The sequence below is a fragment of the Bradyrhizobium jicamae genome (assembly GCF_018130215.1).
GTDB lineage: Bacteria > Pseudomonadota > Alphaproteobacteria > Rhizobiales > Xanthobacteraceae > Bradyrhizobium > Bradyrhizobium jicamae_A.
On record NZ_JAFCKQ010000008.1, the window covers coordinates 138,470 to 162,674 of the forward strand.

The 24,205-nt window shown below is 60.7% G+C and carries 21 protein-coding genes and 1 pseudogene; 8 read left to right on the forward strand and 14 right to left on the reverse strand.

Annotation, left to right across the window (positions count from 1 at the left end; all coding sequences use genetic code 11):
- The first annotated feature begins 199 nt into the window (after positions 1-199).
- Positions 200-1,369 (forward strand): trans-acting enoyl reductase family protein, encoded by a 1,170-nt coding sequence (locus JQ586_RS12810; protein ID WP_212394917.1) that lies wholly within the window; start codon positions 200-202, stop codon positions 1,367-1,369.
- Positions 1,370-2,078: 709 nt separating this feature from the next.
- On the opposite strand, the gene JQ586_RS12815 is transcribed toward JQ586_RS12810, so the two are convergent.
- Entirely contained in the window at positions 2,079-2,924 is an 846-nt protein-coding gene (locus tag JQ586_RS12815) for a metal-dependent phosphohydrolase (protein WP_212394918.1), read from the reverse strand.
- Positions 2,925-3,324: 400 nt separating this feature from the next.
- Between JQ586_RS12815 and JQ586_RS12820 the strand changes: the two genes are divergently transcribed.
- The 4 genes and pseudogenes from JQ586_RS12820 (at position 3,325) to JQ586_RS12835 (ending at position 7,484) form a co-directional block, all read left to right on the forward strand.
- Complete coding sequence (locus tag JQ586_RS12820) at positions 3,325-3,930, forward strand: 2-hydroxychromene-2-carboxylate isomerase (RefSeq protein WP_212394919.1); 606 nt, start codon at positions 3,325-3,327, stop codon at positions 3,928-3,930.
- A 332-nt stretch (positions 3,931-4,262) separates the two neighbouring features.
- Positions 4,263-4,454: pseudogene (locus JQ586_RS41505) on the forward strand (DUF808 family protein); the annotation flags it as partial.
- A 257-nt stretch (positions 4,455-4,711) separates the two neighbouring features.
- Positions 4,712-6,358: an MFS transporter gene (locus JQ586_RS12830; RefSeq protein WP_212394920.1), complete on the forward strand. Its 1,647-nt coding sequence runs from the start codon at positions 4,712-4,714 to the stop codon at positions 6,356-6,358.
- A 781-nt stretch (positions 6,359-7,139) separates the two neighbouring features.
- Positions 7,140-7,484, forward strand: a complete 345-nt coding sequence (locus tag JQ586_RS12835) for a hypothetical protein (RefSeq protein ID WP_212394921.1) — start codon at positions 7,140-7,142, stop codon at positions 7,482-7,484.
- A gap of 290 nt (positions 7,485-7,774) precedes the next feature.
- On the opposite strand, the gene JQ586_RS12840 is transcribed toward JQ586_RS12835, so the two are convergent.
- A complete protein-coding gene (locus JQ586_RS12840; protein ID WP_212394922.1) occupies positions 7,775-8,719 on the reverse strand; it encodes a DMT family transporter in 945 nt (314 codons plus the stop codon).
- A 97-nt stretch (positions 8,720-8,816) separates the two neighbouring features.
- Between JQ586_RS12840 and JQ586_RS12845 the strand changes: the two genes are divergently transcribed.
- Positions 8,817-9,305, forward strand: a complete 489-nt coding sequence (locus JQ586_RS12845; protein WP_212394923.1) for an Lrp/AsnC family transcriptional regulator — start codon at positions 8,817-8,819, stop codon at positions 9,303-9,305.
- A gap of 806 nt (positions 9,306-10,111) precedes the next feature.
- Here JQ586_RS12845 and JQ586_RS12850 read toward each other — a convergent pair.
- Entirely contained in the window at positions 10,112-10,291 is a 180-nt protein-coding gene (locus JQ586_RS12850; protein WP_212394924.1) for a hypothetical protein, read from the reverse strand.
- A 583-nt stretch (positions 10,292-10,874) separates the two neighbouring features.
- Between JQ586_RS12850 and JQ586_RS12855 the strand changes: the two genes are divergently transcribed.
- Both JQ586_RS12855 and JQ586_RS12860 read left to right on the forward strand, forming a co-directional pair.
- Positions 10,875-11,117, forward strand: coding sequence for a hypothetical protein (locus JQ586_RS12855; RefSeq protein ID WP_212394990.1), 243 nt, complete (start codon positions 10,875-10,877; stop codon positions 11,115-11,117).
- 221 nt (positions 11,118-11,338) lie between these two features.
- Positions 11,339-11,617: a DUF1488 family protein gene (locus JQ586_RS12860; protein ID WP_212394925.1), complete on the forward strand. Its 279-nt coding sequence runs from the start codon at positions 11,339-11,341 to the stop codon at positions 11,615-11,617.
- 917 nt (positions 11,618-12,534) lie between these two features.
- On the opposite strand, the gene JQ586_RS12865 is transcribed toward JQ586_RS12860, so the two are convergent.
- The 11 genes from JQ586_RS12865 to JQ586_RS12915 all read right to left on the reverse strand — a co-directional run bounded on the left by JQ586_RS12865 (position 12,535) and on the right by JQ586_RS12915 (position 24,111).
- Positions 12,535-13,296, reverse strand: a complete 762-nt coding sequence (locus tag JQ586_RS12865) for an SDR family NAD(P)-dependent oxidoreductase (protein ID WP_212394926.1) — start codon at positions 13,294-13,296, stop codon at positions 12,535-12,537.
- A gap of 20 nt (positions 13,297-13,316) precedes the next feature.
- Positions 13,317-15,086 (reverse strand): nitrilase-related carbon-nitrogen hydrolase, encoded by a 1,770-nt coding sequence (locus JQ586_RS12870; RefSeq protein ID WP_212394927.1) that lies wholly within the window; start codon positions 15,084-15,086, stop codon positions 13,317-13,319.
- A gap of 13 nt (positions 15,087-15,099) precedes the next feature.
- Complete coding sequence (locus tag JQ586_RS12875; protein WP_212394928.1) at positions 15,100-16,089, reverse strand: acetamidase/formamidase family protein; 990 nt, start codon at positions 16,087-16,089, stop codon at positions 15,100-15,102.
- A gap of 30 nt (positions 16,090-16,119) precedes the next feature.
- Complete coding sequence (locus JQ586_RS12880) at positions 16,120-16,848, reverse strand: ABC transporter ATP-binding protein (protein ID WP_212394929.1); 729 nt, start codon at positions 16,846-16,848, stop codon at positions 16,120-16,122.
- On the reverse strand, positions 16,841-17,557 hold the full coding sequence (locus tag JQ586_RS12885; RefSeq protein WP_212394991.1) for an ABC transporter ATP-binding protein: 717 nt from the start codon (positions 17,555-17,557) through the stop codon (positions 16,841-16,843). Before JQ586_RS12885 ends, JQ586_RS12880 begins: the two co-directional genes overlap by 8 nt.
- On the reverse strand, positions 17,557-18,621 hold the full coding sequence (locus JQ586_RS12890; RefSeq protein WP_212394930.1) for a branched-chain amino acid ABC transporter permease: 1,065 nt from the start codon (positions 18,619-18,621) through the stop codon (positions 17,557-17,559). The genes JQ586_RS12885 and JQ586_RS12890 overlap by 1 nt, the downstream gene beginning before the upstream one ends.
- Before the next feature lie 15 nt (positions 18,622-18,636).
- On the reverse strand, positions 18,637-19,509 hold the full coding sequence (locus JQ586_RS12895) for an ABC transporter permease subunit (RefSeq protein WP_212394931.1): 873 nt from the start codon (positions 19,507-19,509) through the stop codon (positions 18,637-18,639).
- A gap of 94 nt (positions 19,510-19,603) precedes the next feature.
- Positions 19,604-20,857 carry an urea ABC transporter substrate-binding protein gene (locus JQ586_RS12900; RefSeq protein WP_212394932.1) on the reverse strand — a complete coding sequence of 418 codons (1,254 nt, stop codon included), beginning with the start codon at positions 20,855-20,857 and terminating at the stop codon, positions 19,604-19,606.
- A gap of 10 nt (positions 20,858-20,867) precedes the next feature.
- Positions 20,868-21,533: an ANTAR domain-containing response regulator gene (locus JQ586_RS12905; RefSeq protein WP_212394933.1), complete on the reverse strand. Its 666-nt coding sequence runs from the start codon at positions 21,531-21,533 to the stop codon at positions 20,868-20,870.
- Positions 21,530-22,690, reverse strand: coding sequence for a transporter substrate-binding domain-containing protein (locus tag JQ586_RS12910; RefSeq protein WP_212394934.1), 1,161 nt, complete (start codon positions 22,688-22,690; stop codon positions 21,530-21,532). Before JQ586_RS12910 ends, JQ586_RS12905 begins: the two co-directional genes overlap by 4 nt.
- 515 nt (positions 22,691-23,205) lie before the next feature.
- A complete protein-coding gene (locus JQ586_RS12915) occupies positions 23,206-24,111 on the reverse strand; it encodes a LysR family transcriptional regulator (RefSeq protein ID WP_212394935.1) in 906 nt (301 codons plus the stop codon).
- Positions 24,112-24,205: the final 94 nt, after the last annotated feature.

A 24,205-nucleotide genomic window follows, 5' to 3' on the forward strand; every position in this document is an offset into this window, starting at 1 on the left:
TTGCTGCGCGTCCTTGTGTCCATGCCGGGCTCCGGGACAGGACAAAATGGCCTGGCATCCCGACCTCTTAGGCGCTACTCGGCCCGCGCCGACGAGGTGATCGAATGGGTGCGCCAGGCAAGCTGGTGCTATTCAGCCCACGGAAGACCGGTCCGAGCAAGGGTTGGCGCTCTCCCGGGTCTTGAGGAGGACCAGCATCGTGAAGCGTGACTTCGACCTCATCGTCTACGGCGCGACGGGTTACACCGGCGGTCTCATCGCCGAATATCTGGCGGCGTCCTATCGAGGCGACGATGCTCCGTCCTGGGCGATTGCCGGACGCTCGACCGACAAGCTTCAGAAAGTGCGTGCCGACATCGGCGCACCAGACGATTTGCCTTTGCTGAAGGCGAATGCCGGCGAGCCAGCCAGCCTGCGTTCAATGTGCGAGCGTGCGACCGTGATTATCACGACGGTCGGGCCTTATCAGCTCTACGGCTCCGAGCTTGTGGCGGCCTGCGCAGCCACGGGCACTGGCTATGTAGATCTGTGCGGCGAGCCGGCGTGGATGCGGCGCATGATTGACGCCCATCACGATGACGCGAAACGGACCGGAGCGCGCATCGTCTTCTCCTGCGGCTTCGATTCCATCCCGTTCGATCTCGGCGTACTCACGTTGCAGGAGAAGGCTCGCGAGAAATTTGGTCACCCCGCGCCGCGCGTTAAAGCCCGCCTGCGCAAGGTGAAAGGCAGCATGTCTGGCGGCACCGCAGCGAGCGCCCAGGCGACCCTTGCGGCCGCCGCGCGCGACCCGGCCCTGATCCGGCTGCTGACCGACCCCTTCGCGTTGACGCCGGGGTTCACCGGGCCGTCACAGCCGTCGGGCCTTATCCCCGAATACGACCCGAGTATGAAGGTGTTGCTCGTGCCGTTCCCCATGGCGCCGGTTAACACCAAGAACGTGCACCGCACGAATTTCCTTTTGGGACATCCCTACGGCTCGGACTTCGTTTACGACGAGATGATGGTCGCGCCGGGATTTAGAGACATTGGTCGCGTGGCCACGGAGACGTTCGCCACGATGGTTTCCTTGTTCGGGACCGGCGGGCTCAGACCGGGCGCAGGCCCGGCTCGGGAAGAGCGCGAGAAGGGCTCCTACGACATCCTCTTCCTGGGCGAGTTGCCGGACGGCCGAGGGGTCGAGGCGGTCGTCACGGGCGACCGCGATCCGGGCTACGGCTCGACCAGCAAGATGATCGCCGAATGCGCGCTCTGCCTGGTGCGCGACATGCAGGGCGAGGGCGGCATCTGGACGCCGGGCGCGCTGATGGGTCTGGCCTTGCGCGAGCGTCTGCAGAAGCGCGCCGGCCTCACCTTCGGCGCGCGTTGAGGAATGCTCAGAACTGCAGCAGCGTGCTGGATAACGTGGATCGTAACAAACGAAAGCGCGGACTGGCGCCCACCGGCCTGCTCGCCGCCGATAACGCGGCGTCGGCAGGCGATTTTCAACGGAACTATTAACTAGAAAGGCTGAATGAGCATCGAATCTCTGAATCGGCTCGCAACACTTACGAGACCTAGAAAGAAAAAGGGTCGAATTCGCTGCAACAGGCTGCCACGCCGAGGCGCATTACGCTGCTGACACTACTCCGCCGGCGCGCAAGTCGTTCTTCTGTCGTTTGACGCAGGGCTTCAAGTTCATATGGGGCAGTCCAATAGGTCAGGCGGTGAGACGAGCAGCCGAACAGCTGGACCTCTCACTTACGCCAGCCCTCTTGCCAGCGGGTCCCAGTGAAGAAACATACGCGCCGATCGTCGAAGAAATGAAGGCATCCGGTGCTGACGGACTAATCGTCGGTCCCGGTCAGGAGAATTACGACACCGCGCGGCGCGGGAAAAAGTCCCAAGTTGAGTTAAGACCGGAAGTCATCCGGTGGGGCTCAAACAGACGCCCATGCCCCAAAGGCGACGTAGCCTTGCGGCCGCGGGGTGCAAGGGCAGCGATCAGGAGACTTGCTTACAAGCTTTGGCGATTAGCTTCGTCGACTACTACAAGGGCATAAAAGGGGATGTTCGGCAGAATCCGGGATGCAGCATAATCACGGTTGTGGACCCGAGAGGTGCAGTTCACGCTCCGCTCGGAAAACATTCCCGTAAAGGTTTGCTATCCATTGGCGCCCGCGCGAGGTGAGATTGAGGTAGCGTATCGCCGTCTGAATTTGCGGAGCGACGGTGTTCCAATAGAATTGTGGATATTTATAGACGACGTCTGCCGGCGTATCGTAGCCGAGCTGTTTGTTCAGGCCGATCTCTTCAAATTCGTAAAAGAGTCTGTTTGCCTTTCTCAGATAGTTCGGATCGCCGAGTTGCCCGATAAGATCAGCAGCCCGCAGCAACAATCCCTCTTCTTCGATCAAGTCATCCTCCGAGGATACCGCATAAGGAAGCCGAGTGTATTCAATTGCTCGGGCAATTCGCGCGGCGTCAACTTCTTCGGCTCCGTCGAGGCGCTCGGTGACAAATAGTTTGGAACGATCCACATGATAAGGTGTGAGGGCGGCATCGGACGAGCCCCTTGGCAGGCGAATCGTGTGCCCACTGAGATCTGTGACATAGGATTCGTTGTCATCTCCATGCACAATTCCACGAACGTATCCGATATCGTGTGCAAGACATGCCACAATGAAATTGGCATAATCGCTTGCAGTGGTTGCCCGGAAGATCTGTCGGCCCATCAGGATGTCATGCCCGGCAAGGGTAACAAGCATTGAATGCTCAACGTTGTGATACGGGGCATCGCTGTTACCAATGCACTCCATTGTGAGTTTGGCCGCGAAGGGAATGGCCTCAGCCAGGCGAGCGTGTGAATGGCCAAAGCGATCCTTAGTTTCTGACGTCAGGAATGATGCCAAAGCGTCCGCTACTAATCTTGGAATTGTAATCATCTAACACCCCATTTGAGCCGGCCGCAGCCTTCCCCTTGATCAGCGTGTTCTTAAAACATTGATGCGCGGTGCCGTCTGCCGAACGGCGGGCGGGTGCCGAGCCGGCTATCCCTTTGGAACGGAACTATCCGCCCCAAGAGCGCACCTTGATCTAAATCAAGCGACAAGGTGGCGAGACTCTTCGGTGTTGGGATCGTACCAGGGAGTTCGCTTGCTTATGCCGGCATGAGCGCGCGTGCCTACCGAGCTTGCAATACAGCGACCGTAGGAGAACGGCCGCGATACAGCGCGTGCGATGCTCCGATCGAACCGGTCGCCCCCTAGCGCCGCGACGATCGTCGGTAGGCGACTTCTCATGCGAACCTCGCTAGGATGAGCGCTTCACATCGGGGAGTATGCCATGCCTGCGCCCTCGATCGATTTTTTCTTCACTATGGGAAGTACCTATTCATATCTCACGGTGATGCGGCTGCCGGAGGTCGAGCGCGCCAGCGGGCTCGTCTTTCGATGGCGACCCTTTCACCTACTGACCATCCTCAACGAGATGAAGCATGTGCCATTCGCAGACAAGCCGGCGAAGATGAGCTACATGTGGCGGGATGTCGGGCGGCGGGCGGCGATGCACGGTATTCCAGTGAAGCTGCCAGCGCCCTATCCTGCGAAACAGTCGGTGTTTGCAAATCAGGTCGCGTTGCTCGGCATGCAGGAAGGCTGGGGCCAGGCGTTTATCCGTGAAGCCTATCGTCAGTGGTTTCAGTTGGGGCTTGAAACCGGGAGCGAGCCAAACGTCAGCGCGAGCTTGCATGCAATTGGACAAGACCGAGCCCCCATTATGGAACGGGCCCGCAGTGATGATGTCGGGCAAGCCTTATCGAATGAGACCGACCGTGCCAGGGCATTAGGCATCTTTGGTTCCCCGAACTTTGTAGTCGACGGTGAACTGTTCTGGGGTGACGACCGGCTAGAGGATGCAGTCAGCTGGGCGAAGTTGAGGCGCGTGAAATAGGCACGAGCCGTGAGCAGGGACGAAGACCAACTGAACGCCCCACTCGGATCGCGACTAGCGACGAGGAGTTCCGGTCAACGCCGCCCGAGAGTCAATGTGCAGAAGCATTCGTCGTAGCAACCCTGCTGACGGCGGTGGCAATCGCGGTGATGGTTGGTCGATCAGTGGGGCACCTTAGCCAACGCATCCAAGAAAGCCCGCCATCCGCTCCACGGCGCCAAGGTAACGAAGCTAAGCTATCCCGCCGGTCGGTCACAACGGACTTTCGATGGTCCATCCGACGACGATCGTGATATCGAGCGTAGCGTCGCGCGCCCGCAACCGGAACCGCCGCGCTGGTTTGGGTTGGGGGCGGTATCATTTTGCACGGTCTCGAAGCGTATGGGGTGCACTTCGTTAGCCAAGCCATCAGCTCAACTGCCAATGCGGCAGCTCACGGGCTGATGAAATGGCTCATCACCGCGTTTTTGTCCGGGCTGGTAGGATTATGCATCGGGGCAATATCGATCTCGGCAATTGGATAGAGTTGTCTGGTCTTCCCGGTGGATCGATCTGGAAGCGATTTTTGTCCGATGGGCCGTCTACGAATCGATTGGCCTCAACGCCGATCTTCATCGCAGTCGAGTCTGGCAGGGATCACGCCCCTATGATTTGATAGCTGCACCGGCTGGCAGGCGAAGGCTCGGGTGGGCTGGCGAGCGGATCGAACTGCGATTGTCGGCCATCTTGGCGGCCGATGTCGCCGGCCTTAGGCGTAATTATTGGCTTGTCGGGACTCTCGATGTCTTCCCAGCATGAAGCAGCCACAGATGCTCCCGACCGCGCGTCGGAAAGTTCCGCTTGGGCGCCGTTCGCAAGTCGCGCATTTGTATGGCTGTGGCTAGCCAACGCCGTCTCTGCCCTGGGCACCTGGATCCAGAACGCCGCGAGCGCGTGGATCATGACGGATCTGGCGCCGAGCCCGATAATGGTCAGCCTGGTCCAGGCGGCGGCGCAGCTGCCGGTGCTCCTTCTCGCCCTCCCGGCTGGAGCCATTGCCGACTTGATGGACCGCAGGCGCCTGCTGATCCTGACCAACATGCTGATGTTAGCCGCGTCCGCGATCCTCGCGATCGTTGCGGCAGTGGGAAACGTTGATCCCGCGATGCTATTGTTGTTGACCATCCTGCTGGCGGTGGGCGCCGCGCTGAACGGCCCGGCATGGGCCGCTTCGGTTCCCCTTACGGTGCCACGCCTGTGGCTTGCACAAGCGCTGGTTCTCAACTCCGTCGGGTTCAATATCGCCCGAGCCATCGGTCCTGCAATTGGCGGGTTGATCCTGGCGGCTTCCGGCGCGACCGCTGCCTTCGCAGCGAACGCGGCTTCCTTCGCCTTCGTTGCTCTCGTCGTCGGCATCTTTTTGACATTCCCGCGGAAACAGGCGACGAACAACGTCCCGCCCGAGCCGTTTCAGTCGGCGATGCGCATCGGCCTCGTTTATGCACTGGCTGAGCCGGTGGTGCGGAGCACGCTCGTTCGCTCAGCGGCATTCTTCGGCTGCGCGAGTGCGATCTGGGCCCTGCTGCCGTTGTACGTCCGTCAAGTCCTGGGGCTTTCATCCGCATCTTTCGGCCTGATGATGGGCGTCATCGGTACCGGTGCAGTGCTGGGCGGCTTGATCATGCCCGCGCTGAGCAAATTGTTTCCACGCAACAACCTGATCTTTCTGGCCGGCGCATCGTGCGGCCTTGCAATGGTGCCGCTTGCCGTTGTTCCCAGTGCGACGATCGCCTATGCAGCTCTGTTCGTGTTCGGCATCGGCTGGATCGTCGGCGCCTCGAACCTGCAGGCAACGGTGCAATTGGCGGCCGCGCCTTGGGTGCGCGCTCGCGCGCTGGCGCTGTACCAGGCGATCTTCAATGGAGCCATGGGCCTTGGAGCGATCCTTTGGGGTTGGCTCGGCGATTACGCCGGTCTGACAGGAACAATCCTCGCCGCGGGCCTTGTGGGCTGCGCGATTGCGCTTGTCACGCGGGCCATACAGCTCCCGGCTGAGATCGATGATCCATCGGCCTCGGCCACAACGGCTCCGCCTGCACTGTCGATCGCCGAAGAGATGGCACCACTTCTGCACAGCGCCCAACATCGATTGCGGGCCGCGGTTAGTTACGAGGTTGATCCGTCTGACGCCGCGGCGTTTCGCCTTGCGATGGCGGACGTTCGGCTTTCTCGATATCGCGACGGCGCAGTAGCCTGGGCCTTATCGCGTGATGTCAGCGACCCCACCCACTGGGTGGAGACATTTCTCATCCGCGACTGGCATGAACTCCAGCGAGGGATCGAGCGCCTCAACCTGGCAGACAGCGAAGCCGTCATTCGCGCGCGCTCCTACCATCTCGGTAAAGAGCTGCCTCGCGTGACCCTGCTGCTACAACATCGGAATACGTGACGCGCGCTGGCGGCCGCCCGCAAGGAGCCACAGGCTAGACTCCGCAGATCCATTAGAGCGCGTTCCAATGGTCCGAGGAACGGGCTTCATCTTTCGGAGACGACGGCCCAAAAATCGTCCAGGAGACCGGCAACGGCCTCCAGAGACAGAGATGACAGGCCGAAATGCGACCTTTCTCCCGAGAGTCTCAATACCCAAGTTTCCGAGGACTGAGTGGTGGAGGCAGTCGATGATGGGTATCGCTGGACCAGCGAGCGCCGTCATGGCTGGGAAAAGGCGGCCTTATAATACCATCATCAGCGCACACAACGCATAGATCGCCAAGGTTACGAGAGCGGCGGTGAACGCCACCTCGATCAGCGAGAGATGGAAATAGAGCTGATCGCGGTATCCGCGACCGTACACTAACAGGCCGAAAGCCTTTCAGATCTCAAATGAACAAGGCAATGGCGGTGAGTGCGACGGGGCACAGCCCCAAGACAATGATGCCCGCGCGAAAAACGATCTCGTCCATGGCACACCCCGACAGGGCAAACATTATCATAGGTTAAGCCCGGAACTTCCCCTTGGGCAGTGCAGTTTGTGCCATAGCCCGTGAAAGTTCGGTATCAGGGTACTGCCAAGCGTCCAAGACTAGAGGACAAAGAAAGCAATGAGAGCTGCCGCCGCGACCGCTATGGAGGCGTATCCGGCAATAGCAACCCAGTCGTACCGCGCTGACATGGCGGGACGCTGATCCTGCGTGCTCCGGCAATATTGACGCAGATCAAGGTGAGTGGCGTTGCGGCGCTATCGAGAATCTAGGACGGCAGCACTTTTTCAATCGATCCCTCTCACCGACCAGGCGAACGACGCTTTTGCATTTTGGGCAACACAACAGCACCTGCAATGCTGTCGTGCTCAAAGTCCCCCGAACAAGGCGCCGAAGGACCTCGCCATCAAGCAGGCAATGATCAAGGCTTCGAAGGAAGTTTACCTCGTCGCGCATTCCACAAAGGCGACTCGAAACTCCTTCAAGCGGCTCGGCGGGCCCGATTTGATTCACGCCTTCATTACCGACGATGGAATCGCGGATTCCGACGCAAAGGCGATCGAAAGCATCGGCACCAAGATCATCATAGCTTGACTCCAGGAGGGCCTACGAGATGGCCTCACGCTTTTGAAGCGCCTACTCGCGTCTTTCGACCGGGATAGTACGCGATCCGACAAGCGCGGGGCTCAAGGTAGACGGTTCGATTGGCTCGCGTTCAGTCGATTGATGCCCACAACTTGGACAGGTCAGCGTCGAGACGCTCCGCACTCCGCCTGCTCCACCGTCAGCAACATCTTTGTGCTAACGCCTCCGCTTTATCAGGGACGCACACGAAGCGAAAAAGAGATTAGTGACGTTTAGATTTGATCTCTTGCCGAAATCAGCTACGCTCGCGTCGTAGCTGCCGACGGCATACGGTGCGCATGAACGCACGTCGCCACACTCAGCACGACGAAGCAGAACGCTGTTGCCTCGAGCGTCGTGGGGAGACGCTTCTCCCATACAAGGCCGTAGATCAGCGCAGATAGCGTCTCGAAAAGGATCATCTGCCCCGCGAGCGTCAGCGGGAGTAGCCTGCTCATGCGATTCCAGAGCGCGTTTCCGACGATCGAAGCGAGCATTGCGACTCCGACCGATACGGCGGCAAACCGCGTCCAAGCCATCGCGTCGTGCCCTGTATTGATGAACGCGACAAACGGGATCAGCGCGAGCCCTTGGAGACCGGTCGCAACACCCGTGAGCAGATTCCATTCATGGGCGGACACGTGCTTCAAGCGTGCAAGTGCGCGGCTGTTGCCAATGGCGTAGCTGGTCCAGGAGATCAGCGCGCCGATAGCGCAGAACAATCCGGCTCCTTGCTGCATGAACGATCGCGGCGATGGCAATACTAGAGCCTGCAATCCGATGCACAGCGCGCCGGCCGAGCACAGCAGCAGCGACGGCGCAAGGCGCGATATGGGGACGGCACCCTTGGCGCTGCTTCCGGCGATCGTGACCGCGACAGGCAGGAAGCCGATCACCAGCGACGTCGTGGCAATGCCACCGAGCTGCACGGCACTTCCCATCAGCACGTAGTAAAGCGTGTTGCCCACCAGCCCCAGCCAAGCGAGCGTGATGCAGTCGGACCGTCCAAGCCTGCCGGCAATGCCACTCCAGCGCGGCAGGATAAGAGCGGCGGAAACTGCCCCGAAGATCAGGTAGCGGCTCACGGCCAGCTGAAGGGAGACAAAATCAGCCACCATCGCGGGGCCGAGGAAGGCGACCCCCCAAAACGCGCCTGCGGCGGCGCCATACGCAATTCCCGCTGCCTGTGTCGAACCGTGTTTCAAGGATGACCCGCCAAAATTGATTGCGGGCGAGCAATATCCTCACTTCAGTGATAAAAGGGCCCTAAAATGCACCTTCAAACGAGACAATTACTCGCCCATGGCCAAAAAGCCGTCCGCTCGCGCACCGCTCGACCAGTTCGATCGAGCCATCCTTCGAATCCTTCAGACGGATAACAAGACGCCGCAGCGCTCGATCGCCGAGAGTGTCAATCTTTCGACGGCTGCGGTGCAAAGACGTGTGGCCGCACTCGAGGCCACGGGGGTGATTTCGCGCAACGTGGCGGTGGTCGATCCGGATGCGGTCGCGATGTCCATCACCGCGATAGTGGAGGTCTATCTGCGCGACGAGCGATCGGCGACGGTCGATGCAGCCAAGGCGGCTTTCCGGAAGACCCCCGAGGTCCAGCAATGCTACTACGTTACGGGCGGAACGAGCTTCGTCCTCATCGTCGTGACCCGGGACATGCGAAGCTATGAGTCGTTCACGCGCAAGGTGTTCGAGGAAAACGACTCGGTCAACAATTACCGAACCCTCGTCGTGATCGATCGCGTGAAAACGGACACGCAGATCCCTATTGAAGAATGATGTCTTGGCATTAGGCGACTCAACGCTATCCTTTTCCAGACGAAGAAGGATGGATACGCGTCATCCGTAGGCGGATCCGAAGCCGGCATCAGCGCCATCGCCTTGACGATATCTGGCGGTGGTCCGGTTCTCGGCATCTGATCTTCTTCTCGTGGTCGATGACACCAGAGGCCGCGGCACGAAAGTATCCTCCGGCTATGACGCTTGCCGTGAAGGAAATCGAGCGGCGATGGTCCGCGGCGAACAAAGCGTGTGGAAAGGTGGCCTAGACAGAGCACTGAGGAGATCTTCTAGCCCGCGGTCACCAGCATCGCTTGCGCAGATACTCTTGGCTCGCACCTGCTCAATCGCCTCGCGGTCGCGAACAGGCTCCTGCCTCGGGTGTTAGTCAGCAATCCGCTGCCTATCGCACCGGCTGCGATCGCTGGCCTCATCACGTATCCATACCTGCAGTCCAGTTGGGGTGACGGTACGAGGACCAAGCGAGCCTGCTGGTGCGTTATTTCGATCCGCCCACCCGAAACGCGGCAACAACCGCGAATGCAGCATGTTTCTGTTTGCGCGAAGGCTCGACGATTTGGCTAGCACCGCGCTTTATCCCCCGCATGGGCACCGAATCACGCGAGCACCTGTTCGGCGCCACCGTCCGACACCTCGCCGGACGGGCCAGCGTTGCGCGCAGAGCGACCTATGCACGACAAACACGATCTCAGGACCGGGCACTCAATCAGTCAAGCCCGGAGAGGTGTTCCTAACAGTCGCAGCGAGTCCTGATCAGCGCTGGATGGCCGCCGCATTTCCATGAATCATCCGATGAGCCATCGCCCTGAGTGGATATCGAACTTCACCAAACCTTCGTCCCGCATTTTCAACAAAAGGGTTTGGCACACTTCTTCATTCACGACGTTGGCGCGCTTCATGACCTCGCGCAATTTGAGCGACTTCTCGCGGAGCGCGCTCAGGATATTTTCTCGATCATTTAGCACCGTTAGACTCCTACCATTATCAAGCGCGTTAAATCACTGATGATACGAAAGCTGATCTTCCGTAACGACTCGCTCGATATTCTCCGACTTGCTCCTAATGCGGTATCTAAGACGTCCATCTGCCTCGATGGGCATGAGCTGAACGATGGTGTAAATCATTGGCGGATCAGTTGCGGCACGTCCTTGTGGACCTTGGGGCTGGTGGCGAACGTCTTGATTCAACCTATAGGCATATGGCATGTGTCTACCTCTAAAAGTTACGGTTGCTCTAGCGTGGCCCATGCCGTGACGCAATGCGTGCGTCCTGGTGCCCCCCGCCCTAGGCTTGCGAAACCAAAAAGCGCGCGCTGCGGCGGTGCGACTGGCGATACGAGCTCAGCAGTGCGTCAACTGCATTGACCTAACGTTTCGAATGTCCGTGGTCGCATCGGATAGAGGCGGGACGAGTTAAACAGGCCCTCCTTGAGCCAATCGGCCGTTGCCGCCTGAAGCCTTTACAGTTCAAACTGCATTTCCCGAGCACGCGTTGTTGCGATTTGGTCTCGACGGGTGGATGCTGCCGGCCGGCACCACGGAGGCCAGCATGAGTAAGGCAACTCTCGACAATCGCCGCCGCAACATGGACGGAGAAATAAGCGCCAAACACGGAAACACTCTCATTCGCACGTTGCGCAAAGTGTACGGTCAGAGCTTCGCGGCTGGCTATCCTGACACCGAGGAGCTCCGCGAGGTTCTACTTAAGCTGAATGAGACATCATTGAGCCAGCTTCGCCGTGATCATGAGACCGGCCACTTGGAGCACAAGATCACCAAAGCCTTGAAGTAAGGAGGGTCCCGCGGCGGTGCGCTCGTAGCCAGAGGCAGTGGCTAAGGCGGCGCTACGTCTTGCATCTATACTTCGCAAGACTAGCGCCGAAAGATACGCGGCATTGTGATCTCGTTACGGCCATGTTCGAGGATTTGCACGGCTTTTCCGCGAGGCGTGAACGAACGGATGCGTCGCTGATGGCCTCTGGAAAGCGAGCCTCACCAAGGGAGTTCGGTCGAATGACGCTCACACGCGGTCGCCTTATCGGCTACGAATTTGACAGAATGGTCATGCTGTTTTCGATGGTCGACGGCCAAAGGGAGATCCCTTGCGCCATCTCGACCTCCGCCATGGATGATCTGGAAGGCCTGGCGCGGTCGAAGCCGAACGAGCGTGAGGCCCAATTCATGAGACTTCGCGATCTGATCGAGGACCGTGCGGCTCGCAAATACGTCGCATTGGAGTTCGAAGGCACTCCTCCAAGCATTATCTTGCGAAGTCTCGACTTCCAATCATAGATCCGGAGGGGTCGTCAGGCCTGATGCACAGCGCGGCGAGAGCTATCTGGTGGCGCTGCGGACCAACAAGATTTCGGCGATGAACCCACCGTCGGTGTGGTGGTGGCCGGGGGAGCGATCACGAGCCGCACATCTGATTCTGACCCTTCACCGACGAACAATCTGGCACCGGTCGTCGCCTCTTTGGTGGCTCACCATGCGCCAAAGAGTCGCCTATTCGCCCAGCGCGGATAAAGCGGGGCCCCAGCGCTGGCCTTCCCAGGCGCCCGGAGCGCTGGGGCTATTTCTTGGCCTGCTAATTGGAGGCCATCGTGGAGGGACCAGCGAGGCTGAAGAACGAAAAATGGGCTGAGAAACCAACAAAAGAGCAGGCCGAAAACATAAAACGGGGATTGATGAATCAGCCCTCCAGAGCACCCGTGACGGACGCCCAAAAACCAATAGCTCAGCGCCGGAGAGACACCGAGTTATTGCACCCGTGATTGCGCTGCTCCTCTAGTTCGTGATTATACGAGTGCGGAGCAATACTACTCCAGGCAACCTCGTACGCTCACCCCTGCCTTTCCCTGAAACGGTCTTTGAACCGGATAGCGCTATAAATGCCGGAGAGTGGTCTACGTGGTGTTCGCGTGGCGAAGCCACCCCTGTCGGTTGGCCGACTTCGCTCTCTCTGTGTGCACAAGAGATGGAGATGCCCCGGGGGAAGCGTTTGAGCCTAGCCGCCCCTTTTTATCTCCGGGACCACGGCAATGAGGCGCCTGACCTGACGGAAACGGAAATGCCGGTCGCCTGCCCTCATCAAGGGCACCTGGCGACACGAACAGCGAGTGGGTGCCCTCAGTGTGCACTTCAAACCGGTCGAATTCGAAGGCACTGCAATCGTCCGTCAACCTCCGAGCGGTTCCCCCCTCAATGACCTAGAACTGAACGCCGCGTGTCAGGGCGCCGTCGACGACAAGGTTCGTGCCGGTGATGAAGCTTGCCGCGCGGCTGGCGAGAAATACGACGGCGTTGGCCATCTCTTGCGGTGTTCCCATACGCCCGGTTGGATTGAGCGCGAGCGCGGTGTTGTAGAGCTCGGGATTGTTGTCCTTGATCATATTCCAAACCCCGCCCTCGAAATAGGTATTGCCCGGCGAGACCGAATTGGCGCGGATGCCTTTCGCCGCCAGCTGATTGGCGAGCCCCTGAGTGTAGTGGATGATTGCGGCCTTGAAGGTGCCGTAGGGACCGGCCGCAAAATCAACCTCGCGCCCGGAGACGCTCGATATGGTGACGATCGCTCCGCCGCCGCTCTTTTCCAGATAGGGCATGGCTGCATTCACCAGCCGCACGGTGCCCATCATATCGGTCGAAAACTCCTTCTCCCAGCTTTCGTCGTCCTGCCCGATGGCGAGTGCGCTGACATTGGCGACGATGACGTCGATCCCGCCAAGCTTCTCGGCCATGCTGCCGACCCACGCCTTGAGCGCAGCGCCGTCCGACACATCGACAGCGCTGCCATAGGCGGCGACGCCCTTGGCCTTCAGCGCGACAATCGTGCTCTCGACCTCGGTCAGATTGCGGGCGCAGATGCCGACATCAGCCCCTTCCACGGCGAAGGTCTCGGCAATTGCCCGGCCGATGCCCTTGGTGCTGCCGGTGATGAGAACTTTGGCGCCCTTCAATCCGAGATCCATGGTCAGTCTCCCTTCTTGGTTCAGCTCCGAGTAACGGCATTCGGAGCGGGTCTGTAGTTGCTCGCGGTGGCCTTGATCAATCCTCGATAGCTGTGCGGCATGCGCATCGACACCAGGTCCTTTCGCCGCACCACGTTGGTCGGATAGACGCTGTCGAGATTGTTGGTGTCGACAAGCGCCGTCGCAAGACCCGCGCCTTCGGCGACAATCGCCTCGCGGCGTGGAAATTCGAATGTGTTTGGACCGAATACACCACTCAGGCCGGGATAGCCTCGTTTGGCATCCACGACGTTGGCAAAGGCCAGGAATACGTTGTTTTCGCCCGCGCGCACGCGGAAATGATGCCAGTGATGCGGATCGGCCCCTGTGGGAATAGGATCCGGTTGCGTCACGTCCGTGCCTGCATGCGACGAACTGAAGCGGCCCTTGATCGCTGCGGGACAGGTGATCAGATCGCAACCACGCAGCGCCAGCACGCGGCCGGCCTCAGGAAACGCCGCGTCGTGGCCGATCATCAGCCCGATACGGCCGATCGGCGTATCGGCCACAGTCCAGCCCTCGCCGGCGGTCGCCCAGCTCTTATCCTCGGTTGCAAGATGGGTCTTGTGATAGACGGATATCTTTCCGTCGGGTGCGATCAGGCACGCGCTGTTGTAAAGCAGATCGCCGGCACGTTCAGCCAGACCGCAGACGAGATACAGGCCAAGCTCGCCTGCGATCTTGCACAGCACCTCCGTCGCCGGTCCCGGTATCGGTTGGGCCGACATCGCCGGATCGGCCAGGCCCGTGACCGCCAACTCCGGGAACACGATGAGCTCGACGCCCTCGTCTTTGGCCTTGCGTGAATAGCTTTCGATCGTTTTCAGGTTCAGGTCCGCATCATCGACGGGCGCAAATTGCGCGACACTGACGCGGGAGATCTTGCCGGTCGGCAACGGCTCGTGGCCGTAAAGGCCGAAGAAATCGCGGGGATTCCAGCTGAACGTATCGGTGACAAGCTCGGGATAAAGCTCCGGCCGGCGCTGCAGGAACACAGCCTCCCCGAATACACGGCGTGCACGCGCCGCATCGAGATCGATCTCGGACAACAGGACTCCGTCGCCCTTGTCGAGCGCGGCAATCAGCTGTCCGTCCGGCGCTATCACGCAGCTTCCGCCGCTGAACTGCACCGTGCGTTCGAGCCCCCATCGATTGCTTTCGATGACATAGCAGCCGTTCTCAAACGCACGGCTGATCCAGTAAGGCGCCGGCGTACGCTCGGCGAGCCAGTTCGAGATGTGACAGATGACATCTGCACCGCCGAGCGCCATCAGCCGCGCGGTCTCCACGAAGTGGATGTCCATGCAGATCAGGAGTGCAATACGACCGATCGGCGTCTCGAACACCTGGTTATGCAGGTCGCCCGACGCCGCCCATTTTGGCTCGGAAATATAGGGATGGGTCTTGCGGTGGCGCCCCACGATGCCGTCGGGCCCGATCAGGACCGCTGTGTTGAAATAGATGCCGTCCTCGTCGACTTCCGGCATGCCAACCACGATAAAGCAACCATGCCTACTCGCAAGTTCTGCAAACCGGCTCGTGGTCGGTCCCGGAACAGTCTCGACAAAGGGTGCAACCTCGGCACGGTCGAACCAGCAATAGCCTGTCGTGCCCATTTCCGGCGTGACGATGAGCCTTGCGCCGGCCACCGCCGCCTGCTCGCAGAGTTCGAGCAGGTGCGCGACGTTGCGCTCCTTCTCGAACATGATCGGCTCGAACTGAACGGCGGCGACCTTGTGAACGGTGGGCATGATCTGGCCGACCTCAGCCGAGATAGGACTTCTTGATGGAGGCGCCGAGCGTGTATTTAGGATCGACCATGTTACCGAGGCGGACACGTCCCGCCTGGGTCAGCAGCATGTAGGCGTCGATCTCGTCAAACCCATAATCGGCCGCCATCCAGCGGCAAAGCTCGCGATAGGCGATGCGGGCCGCATCTTCCATCGGCCGCGCCGAACCGATAGTCATGATGAAGTCGCTGGTCTCGAGCCGCGGCCAGGCGATGGTCCAGCCCTTGATCAGATCGATCTGCAGCGTGGTGACGGTCGGGTGTTCGATGGCGACGCCGCAGAGCTCGCCGTCACCCTGCGCGGCATGGCAGTCGCCGAGATAAAGCAGCGCGCCCTTAGTGTTGACCGGCAGGTAGATAATGGCGCCGACGCCGACGTCAGGAAGGTCCATGTTGCCGCCATAATAGTCCGGGACCAGCGAGGAGATCGCCTCGATCTCTGGCGAGGTACCGATCGTGCCGATGAACGGCTCATAGGGCAGCGAGATCTTGTCGTTCCATTTTGTCCCGGTCTTGGCGTCGATCTCGAGCTTCTTGACCCGTTCGGGCAGCGCCGGATTGAGCAGCGCGGTCTGGCCGGTCGAGACCAGGCCGCCGAAATCAGGCATGATCACGGTGGTGCCGCGAGGCTGAGGTCCACGCGGCACGATGTTCTCGATGTAAACCGCGAGCGTGTCGCCCTTCTCCGCGCCGTTGACGTGAATGGGTCCGTTCTGTGGATTGAGGAACGGGAAGTTGAGGATCTTCGACGGGCTGTCGGTCTCGTGCTTGATGGCACCTTCGAATGCGTCATGCGTCTCGGCGGAAACAACCGCGCCGGGATCGACGGTCAACACAGGCTTCACGTAGGGGCCGTAAACATAGTGGTATTTGCCCTGCTCGCTCTCCGTGATGGTGTACTGCGTCCCACGCTTGCCCTTGGCGATGCCCTTGCGTGTCATAATCGAATTGTCTTGCCAGGTCATTGTGATTCTCCTTGGTTGGGGCGCAGCTGTTCAGACCGCAAGATGGCGGCGCATCTCCGCCTCGTCGTCGAGCGCGGAACGATCGAGACTTGCGACGATCCGCCCTTTGTCCATGACATAGCAGCGTTGCGCCATGGCGCGGATCATATCGAGATTCTGTTCGACCAGGATAATGGTCACGCCGGTCCTGTGATTGAGCTCGACCATGTTGCGTGCGATGTCCTGGACAATGTTGGGCTGGATGCCCTCCGACGGCTCGTCGAGCAGAATGAGGTTGGGGTCGGCAATCAGGACCCGTCCGATCGCTAGCTGCTGCTGCTGGCCTCCGGACATGGTGCCTGCGCGCTGATCCCAGCGCTCGGCGAGGATCGGAAAGGCCTCTACAATCCTGCGTCGGCCTGCTTCGGGAATTCCACCGCCCTTAATCGCGGCGCCTACGGCGACGTTCTCGCCGACGGTCAGACGCGGAAACACGTCGCGCCCCTGAGGCACATAGCCCATGCCGAGGCGGGCCCGCTTGTGCGCCGGCAGAGATTCAATCGCCTCGCCACGATAGACGATCGAGCCGCCCATCGCCGGAACGAGCCCGATCAGGCTCTTCATCAGCGTCGACTTGCCGACGCCGTTGCGGCCGATCACCGCGACGATCTCGCCTTCCCGCACATCGATTTCGAGCCCCTGGAGCACCGGCTTTCCTCCATAGCCGGCGCGCAAGGCCAACGTCGACAGGATCACCTCCTTGCGCGGCACATCAAGCATGGGCCTGCCCCAGGTAGATCGCCGCCACGCGCTCGTCGGCCACGATCTCGTCGATCGAGCCCTGCGCAAAGACCTGGCCGAGATGCAGGACGGTGACACGCTGAGCGACCTGGCGCACGAATGCCATGTCGTGCTCGATCGCCAGCACGGTCATCCCGTCGGCATTGAGCCGCTGCACCATCTCACCCGTCATGTGGGTCTCTTCCGGCGACATGCCTGCCGTCGGCTCGTCCAGCAGCAGAAGGCGCGGCTTCAGGCTGATCGCCATGCCGATCTCCAACCACTGCTTCTGGCCATGGCTGAGATTTCCGGCGGTCTGCTGCTGTTCGGATTCCAGCCCGAGAAAGCCGAGTAGACGGTCGATCTCGTCCCCGAGCTCGGCGCCGCGATGCCGGCTCTGGAGCGCAATCTCGAGGTTCTGGCGGACGGACAGACCCTTGAACACGCCCGGCACCTGGAACTTCACCGAGAGGCCGCGGTGTATCCGCGCAAAGGATTTTAGCGCTGTGATGTTCTCCCCCGCGAAAAGAATTTCGCCGCTACCAGGATGATGCTCGCCCAAAATCAAGCGGAACAGCGTGCTCTTCCCAGCGCCGTTCGGGCCGATCAGGCAATGGATCTCGCCGGGCTCGAGCGTGAGATCGACACTGTTGGTGACGTGCAGGCCGCCAAAATGCTTGTTCAGCTGGCGCAGCTCGAGCAGCGACATCATCCGGCCCTCTGCGTAACACGGCCGGTCACGCGCCCGAGCCAATTCATCGCCCCGAGCACAAGTCCGTTAGGGGCGATCAGGACCGTGAGGACCAGCAGCACGCCCATGAAGACGAGCGCATACTGGCTGCCATAGATCGTCAGCGCCTGGAACACGGCCAACACCATCAGCGTGCCGATCAGCGTCGAGGTCAGATCGCTGCGGCCGCCGACGGCAACCCAGATCAAGGGGAGCGCGGCCGCCGTCATCCCCATGCTCGACGGCGTGATATACTGTCCCCACACCGTATAGAGCACGCCGGACAGCCCCGCGAGCGCGGCACCAATGACGAAAGTGATGAGCTGGTATTTGCGGACGTCGTAGCCCAACATCTCCGCGCGCTCCGGGTTCTCGCGGATCGCCACGATGACGTTGCCGAACGATGAGTTCATCAGGATGCGTAAGCCAAGATAGACCAACACGAGGACGCCGAGCACGAAGTAGTATAGCCCGACATCGGCGAACAGCACGATCGGTTCGCCCGGCCAGGGAATGGTCAGCGGCGGCATCGCGCTCATGCCGTTGAAGCCGTTGAGCCGGGCGCTGCCGATGTGCCACTCCGGTCCCGCGGTCTGTGCCATGAAGCGTTCCAGCATCAGGGTGACGGCGAGCGTCACGATGCCGAGGAACACGCCAGCGATGCGGCCGAAGAACATGAAGTAGCCGAGCAGGACCGCAAACAGCGCAGAGATCGCCACTGCAATCACCAGCGCGACCAGCGTGAAACCGTATGCCGAGCCGAAATTGATGGTGAGGATGCCGTAGCTATAGCCCGCGATCCCGAAGAATGCGGTCTGACCAAAAGACAGCGAGCCGCCATAGCCCCAGATCAGGCAAAGGCTTAGCGCGATGAACACCCAGACGAAGAAGTAGACGGTGTTGCCGACCGTATAGCCGTCGCTGAACAGTGGATAGGCGAGCGCGCCCATGAGCACGACAGCGAACATACCCCAGAAGGCCGGACCGCGACCGACGGTCTGTGGGCCTTCGAGGCGGCGAAACAACGAGAGGAGACCGGTCACGACGCCATCCCTCCGTCAGGTCCGCTCACGTAGCACGAATCCGGAAATGCCCTTCGGCAAGACCCGGACGACGATGATGACAGCGACCAGCAGGCCGATCTGGCCGAACAACTGCCCCTGCCACGACGTCATCACCGATTTCACCACCGCGAGCACACCGCCGGCCGGTGCCGTGCCGAGGAAGACATCGGCCCCGCCGATCACTACGGTGACAAAGGCCTCCATGATGAAGGTCGCGCCCATGGTCGGCACCAGTGTCATGGTCGGCGCGTAGAGACCGCCGGCAAGGCCTGCGAGCCCCGCCCCGCAGGCGAAGGTGAGGCTGTAGATCAAGCGCGTATCGACGCCGAGCGCGGCCGCCATATGCGGCACCTGGATGGTGGCGCGCGCAAGAACGCCGAACCGGGTCCAGTTGAACAGCGCATAGAGCGCGGCAAGCACGCCAAGAGCGGCACAAAACAGCACGATGCGGTAGATCGAATACGAATAGGCACCAACCTGGACACTGCCGAACGGCGTCCCAACCCCCGCCATGGTCGAGCCGACCAAGATCAGCGTGCCCTGCGTGGCGATCAGACTGAGACCCCAGGTGGCGACGATGGTATCGAGCGGCCGGTCGTAGAGATGGCGGATCACCACAAGCTCTACCACCACACCGACAAGAGCCGACACGACGGTGCCCGCCAGTATCCCGAGCGGCAACGGCAGGCCGGCATGCACCGTCGCCGCGGTGACATAGGCGCCGCACATGATGAATTCGCCATGCGCAAGGTTGATCACGCCCATCATACCGAAGATGACCGCGAGCCCGCAGGCCGAAAGCACGAGGAACGCGAAGGCGTCACCGAACTGATAGAGCGCCGAAAACAGGTGGGTCGCGATGTCCATGAATCAACCGAGATGGAGAAAAGCGCGACGTTACCGCCGCAGATGTCCGTGATCGTCCCGGCGCGCCAAAGACGCCGGGACGATCAGCCGCCGGTCAGGGTTTCGGCGGGGGATTGGATGGTGTGTACTGGACCATCGGATCTTTCTTGGTGAGGTCGCAACCGGCATCACCCAGCCAGTACGGCTTGATGTCTTCCCAGACTTTCGGGAAGGAAATCGAGTGATCGGCTCCGACCTTGGCGAGATAGATCGTGTGCGACATGTGCTGGCTCTTCGGGTCGATGCAGACCTTTCCTTCCGGCGCATCCATGCAGACATCGCCCATCGCGATGATCTTGCGGATGTCGTCGCGCTTGGTCGATTTCGCGCGCTCGACCATCTGCTTGTAGAGATATACGGCGAGATAGGAGTTTTCCGCCTCCTGGTTCACATATGGCTCGCTGGGGAACTTGGCCTTGAACTTGGCGTAGAACTCCTTGCTTTTGGGCGAGTCGATCTCTTCGATGTAGTTAGTGGTGACGTACATGTCCTTCAGGCTCGGCGGCTTGAAGCGCTTGTGCTCGTAGCCTTGGCCGACGTTGACCGAGGAGGCCATCGGCAGGTTGACGTTGGCAGAAGCCGCCTGCTCGTAATAGGAGGCCTGCGCGGTGCCGACGAGCAATGTGACCACGAAGTCCGGCTTGGCCTTCTGGATGTTCTGGATACTCTGCGAGAACTGCGATACGCCGAGCGGAATGAACTCCTCGCCGGCCATCTCGCCGCCATTCTCCTTGACGATCTTGCGCACCCACTCCGCCGAGATCTGGCCGAAATTGTAGTCTGCGGCCAGCGTGTAGACCTTCTTGCCGTAGGTCTGCATCATGTAGGGAATGAGCGTCGAGAACTGCTGTTCGGGCACCGCGCCGGTGACAATCATGTGGCCATCGCAAACACCGCCTTCATACTGGTTGTTGTAGAAGGCGAAGCCGTTGAACTGGTCGACGATCGGGCGATAGGCCTCGCGCGAGGCCGACGAGAAGCCCGCGAACACCACGTCAACCTTGTCCCGCTGGAGCACGCGCCGCATGAATTCCTGGTAGCGGGTATTGTCGGACTGGGTGTCGTAGGTGACGAGTTCGAGCGGTCGCCCCATGATGCCGCCGGCCTTATTGATCTCGTCGGTAGCGAGCTGGATGGCGTGGACCTTGCCGATCGTCGCCGCGGCGAAGTCGCCGGACTGATCCTCCAGTACGCCGAGCTTGATTGGGTTTTCTGCCGCAAGCGCCAAATTTGATCCAAGGTTTGATCCGAAGACAAGCGTCCCCGTGAGGGCTGCGGCGCGCAGCCCCCGCAATACAGACTTGCTCATTTTGCTTCTCCTAGATGGCCTGCTTGTTGCCGCCTTGCAGCGAGATGCCGGTCGTGCGGCCGGTCGTATCGGGCGGCTTCGCCCGCTGGTTCAGAAACTCCTCGCAGTAAAGTTCCATGTTCTGCCGCGCGCGCATGCTTTCGCGACGGAGCCGGGAATAGGCCCCCTCCTCGTCGAGACCGTCCTGCTGCATCAGCAGAATCACGGCCCGGATCACCGCGCGGCGGCCGCGGCGGCGCTCCTCGAGGTCCTGCAGGCGCTCGCTCATGTCGGCGCGCAACAGAAACTGGTTGATGCCCATGAACAGGGATGTGTAGACCGCGCCGCCATGAACCGGCTTGCGCAGGAACGAGGTCGCTCCGAGGTTGACGAGAGCCTTCAGCCTGCTTGGCGCCTCGACACCGACCAGCCCGATAACGGGCACCGGCGGTAGGCGTGAGGCAGGATTCACCTCGATCGCGATCGCACCTTCGAGATCGCCATCGACGAAAAGGATGTCGCGGTCGGCCTGCAGGCTCGCAACGTCGATCTGTGCGCGGCCGTCGACGATCTCGGGATATTCGGTGGAGACACCGAGCTTGGCGAGCGTCGTTTCGAGTGTACTTTCCCAGCCGCCTCGCCGCGTGATGACAATGGCACGGCCGCCCTTGAAGTTTTGTAGCAGTCGAGAGCTCATGATTGCACCACTTTCAACAGCGGAGAGCGCATTGCGCTGGCAAAGCGCGGCGACGATTGGACCAGATAGGGATCGGGCGCGATCGGCTCGCGGGATTCCAGCAGCACCTCGAACTGTCCGTTGGCGGCGGATCGGCCGATCCGCGGCGTCAGCCAGGCGTGGAGAGTCTGCCGGTCAATCCGGACTTCGCCTTGCGGAGCACGCAATCGCTGATCGGCCACTGCGGCGCGCACGGTCCGGGCATCGTCGGTACCTGCCTGCGACAATGCGGCTGCGAGCAGCTTGACCGCGATGTATGACGCTTCGGCGTCGGCCGACGAGACCGGCCCGCCCGGAAAGGATCGCGCATAGGCGGCGATAAAGGCGGCGTTCTCCGGCGAATTCAGTGACGAGAAGTAGACGCTCGACGACAGATGTCCGTCGACGGCGTCCGGTCCGATCTCCGACAACTCCGGCTCCGACAGCGTGCAGCTAGCAATTGGAATTTCAGCGGCCTGATCGATGCCTCGCGCTCGGCAGGCGACACGAAACGCGCGGAAGAACGCATACGCGCTGGTCCCGATGAGATTGTTGAAGACGAAGTCGGGGCGCTGATCGATGATCGCATTGATTACCTGGTCGACTTCGGTGTCGCCGACCGAAAGATAGCGCTCGGCAAGCACGCAACCGCCCCGCGCGATCAACGCCTCGCGAAAGATGCGGTTATTCTCCCAGGCCCAGATGTAGTTCGAACCGATGCAGAAGGCGCGCGAGCCGACCCGAGACGCCAGATAGTCAACGAGCGGCAGCACATGCTGATTGGGTGCGGCGCCCGTGTAGATGACGTTATCGGAACTCTCGAATCCCTCGTAGTGAGAGGGATACCACAACAGCCCGTCGAACTTCTCGAAGCACGGGATCACTTCCTTGCGGCTCGACGAGGTGTAGCAGCCAACCACGTGGCGGATTCCGGAACCAAGAAGTTCGAGGCTCAGCGAACGATAGCGCGCGAGGTCGCCGCATGGATTGACCACGACCGGTTCCAGCACGACGTCGTCGCGGCTCTGATTGACCTCCTGGAGCGCCAGCAATGCACCGTTGAGGATCGAACGCGCGACGACGCTGTAAGAGCCCGTCGTCGAGAACATCACACCGATCCGATAATGCTTCCGCTTCATTGCTCGATCCAAAACAAAAAAGCGCCCGCCGGCCGTGAAGCCGAGGGCGCCTTCGCCGCCAACCGAACACGCTCATAAGCGTGATGTTGGAAATGGTTGAAACTCGCTGCGTCAACAGGCCGAACTGCCCAACGCTTGACAATACGGTCGTTGAGATCAGTTACGAAGTCAAGTGCGTTATTGCAGCGAAAGATGCCGCGAATCGTATCGACCTGCAGAAAAACTATGCAGTGGGACGCGCAGGCGCCGCCATCGGGAAAATGGCTCGGCAGTCTGGATGGTCTGATAGCTCCGCTAGCAGCAGGTGTGTCCACCGTTGACGAGGAAAATGCATCACGTCACATAATTTGCCGCGCCGTTGGCCCAGAAAAAGCATCCTGTAGGCGACCTTGGAAGGATCGGCAAAACGCCGCATTGGCGTCATCTCCTCCCACAGCTTGACGCATTCGGATGTCCTGAGGCGACCCCGATAATGCCGCACGGCCGCCGGTCGCTCGCCTTGAGAGCTGGAAGACCTACACGTTGATCTCGCCCGCGGCCCGCACAATCGCCGCGATGGCTGCGTTGGCTGCCGGTGACAAGGTTCTCCCTCGCAAACGCACGATGCCCGTGCTCGACGGTGGCGACAGCCAGCCCTGCACGACAAGCCGGACGAGCGCGCCGGATTTCAGCTCCTCCCGTACCGCCGCGTCCGTCGCACCCAGAACTGTATCCGTGGTGAGCGCGACTGTCTTGAGCATGGCGTAGTTGTCGCACTCCAACGCAATGGTGGCCTCTTGCCCCTCAGGCAGGCCCAGCAGGGCGGCCAGTTCAACCGTTGATCGGCTGAGCAGCGTAGGTACCGCAAGACCGTACGCCCAGACATCTTGCAGAGTGTGCTCGCGCCCGGCCAGCGAATGGCCCGCCCGCACATACAGGTTGGCCGGCTGCCCCCCGATCAGCTGGATGTCCAGCGCGCCATCCCTAGGCATGTCGCTCACATCGGCGGCGAAGAACTCGATGTTCTCGCTACGCAGACTCTCAAGCAACTGCACCCAGCTGCCGACCTCCATACGCAGCGCCACTTGCGGGTGCTCGCGGCGCAGCGCCACAAGTGCGCGTGGCATCAGCGTGGCCGTCAACAGCGGCCCAACACCGAAGGCCGCGTCGCCGAGCTGGCTGTCGCGGTAAAGATCCACGTCGCGCTGTAGGCAACGTGCCTCGAACAGCAGCTTGCGCGCCCGCTCGATGACGAACTCCCCGGCGCGGGTCGGGCGGACATCACCAACGTCACGGTCGAACAGGCGGATACCCAGGTCGCTTTCGATGGCCTGGATGCTGCGGCTAAAGGCCGGCTGGCTCAGATGAGCAGCTTCCGCGGCGCGAGCGAAGTGCAACGTGTCGGCAAGGGCGACGACGTGGTTCAGGCGGCGCAGGTTCATGGCATTGCTCTTTATGCATCAAGACGATGAATATTATGCATTGGACGCATTACTCTGGCACCAAACATGAGAGCAGTAGGAGACGGGTAAAGCC

What these genes read in the sequence shown, in the direction of transcription:
- JQ586_RS12870 (WP_212394927.1), bottom strand. Translation starts at nt 15,086, where the DNA reads ATGCCCACCGTTCACAAGGTCGCCGCCGTTCAGTTCGAGCCGATCATG.
- JQ586_RS12895 (WP_212394931.1), bottom strand. Translation starts at nt 19,509, where the DNA reads ATGGACATCGCGACCCACCTGTTTTCGGCGCTCTATCAGTTCGGTGAC.
- JQ586_RS12865 (WP_212394926.1), bottom strand. Translation starts at nt 13,296, where the DNA reads ATGGATCTCGGATTGAAGGGCGCCAAAGTTCTCATCACCGGCAGCACC.
- JQ586_RS12860 (WP_212394925.1), top strand. Translation starts at nt 11,339, where the DNA reads ATGACGCTCACACGCGGTCGCCTTATCGGCTACGAATTTGACAGAATG.
- JQ586_RS12855 (WP_212394990.1), top strand. Translation starts at nt 10,875, where the DNA reads ATGAGTAAGGCAACTCTCGACAATCGCCGCCGCAACATGGACGGAGAA.
- JQ586_RS12815 (WP_212394918.1), bottom strand. Translation starts at nt 2,924, where the DNA reads ATGATTACAATTCCAAGATTAGTAGCGGACGCTTTGGCATCATTCCTG.
- JQ586_RS12820 (WP_212394919.1), top strand. Translation starts at nt 3,325, where the DNA reads ATGCCTGCGCCCTCGATCGATTTTTTCTTCACTATGGGAAGTACCTAT.
- JQ586_RS12830 (WP_212394920.1), top strand. Translation starts at nt 4,712, where the DNA reads ATGTCTTCCCAGCATGAAGCAGCCACAGATGCTCCCGACCGCGCGTCG.
- JQ586_RS12845 (WP_212394923.1), top strand. Translation starts at nt 8,817, where the DNA reads ATGGCCAAAAAGCCGTCCGCTCGCGCACCGCTCGACCAGTTCGATCGA.
- JQ586_RS12910 (WP_212394934.1), bottom strand. Translation starts at nt 22,690, where the DNA reads ATGAAGCGGAAGCATTATCGGATCGGTGTGATGTTCTCGACGACGGGC.
- JQ586_RS12880 (WP_212394929.1), bottom strand. Translation starts at nt 16,848, where the DNA reads ATGCTTGATGTGCCGCGCAAGGAGGTGATCCTGTCGACGTTGGCCTTG.
- JQ586_RS12875 (WP_212394928.1), bottom strand. Translation starts at nt 16,089, where the DNA reads ATGACCTGGCAAGACAATTCGATTATGACACGCAAGGGCATCGCCAAG.
- JQ586_RS12905 (WP_212394933.1), bottom strand. Translation starts at nt 21,533, where the DNA reads ATGAGCTCTCGACTGCTACAAAACTTCAAGGGCGGCCGTGCCATTGTC.
- JQ586_RS12900 (WP_212394932.1), bottom strand. Translation starts at nt 20,857, where the DNA reads ATGAGCAAGTCTGTATTGCGGGGGCTGCGCGCCGCAGCCCTCACGGGG.
- JQ586_RS12915 (WP_212394935.1), bottom strand. Translation starts at nt 24,111, where the DNA reads ATGAACCTGCGCCGCCTGAACCACGTCGTCGCCCTTGCCGACACGTTG.
- JQ586_RS12885 (WP_212394991.1), bottom strand. Translation starts at nt 17,557, where the DNA reads ATGTCGCTGCTCGAGCTGCGCCAGCTGAACAAGCATTTTGGCGGCCTG.